Source organism: Microtetraspora sp. AC03309, assembly GCF_020826795.1.
GTDB lineage: Bacteria > Actinomycetota > Actinomycetes > Streptosporangiales > Streptosporangiaceae > Microtetraspora > Microtetraspora glauca.
In genome coordinates this window covers 1-782 of sequence record NZ_JADDIL010000286.1, presented here as the reverse complement: position 1 = coordinate 782, position 782 = coordinate 1, and the positions used below count along the sequence as shown (strand labels likewise).

Here is a 782-nt window from a genome sequence, read left to right as displayed (position 1 = left end):
CACTCAACCTGATGGGTTGCGTTGCCCCCGTTGCGTTTCGCGTGGAACATCGCGTGGTCAGCGCGTGCAATCAGCGTGTCGAGCACCAGCTGCGGGCGCTCGTTGGCAACGATGAACTGGGTGTGATCGGCGCTAGTGACCCCCACGCTGGCAGTGACGTCCGGAGGGCCGCCCGTTGCGATCGCACGCCTGATCGCCTCGGCGGTCTCAGCGCCACGGCTAGGAACGGCGATATCGACGACGGCGAACTCCTCGCCGCCCACGCGAGCGATCAAGGCCCGACCTCCGGCGGCCGCCGTGATCAACCGGGCGCATCGCACCAACACCCGGTCACCGACAGTGTGGCCGTAGGTGTCGTTGACATCCTTGAACCGGTCAAGGTCGACAACAATCACCACCAACGCGTCCCCGCTCGCCGCTGCACCGGAGGCAAGCAGATCACCGAAGTGCAAGTGAAGGCCGCGACGATTCAACAAACCAGTCAACGGATCGATCGCGGACTCGTTGGCGTCATTGCGTAGCGTGCGGATACCGAACTGTATCCCCAGCGGCGTAGCAATCACCGGGACCACGGCCCCGAGGATCCTGCCGGCGACAGCTCCGCCGAGTGCGTGGTCCGCGCTTGCCAGCGCGATAAACGCTACCGTCGTTGCGAGGATCAAGATGGTGTGCAGCATCAGCGCTTTAGGCCCGTCGAAGAACATCAGATAGACCGATATCAACGCAAAGCAGTTCAAGGCGAAAAGGCCCATGAGCCAACTCGATCCGGACAGAGCCACAGC

The 782-nt window shown here is 63.2% G+C and carries 1 protein-coding gene; it reads right to left on the bottom strand.

All coding sequences use genetic code 11. The annotated features are described in order from the left end of the window. Positions 1–752 (bottom strand): GGDEF domain-containing protein (locus tag IMZ11_RS42875; protein ID WP_228649342.1); only part of this gene is annotated, 752 nt, incomplete at its 3' end. Positions 753–782 lie beyond the last annotated feature (30 nt).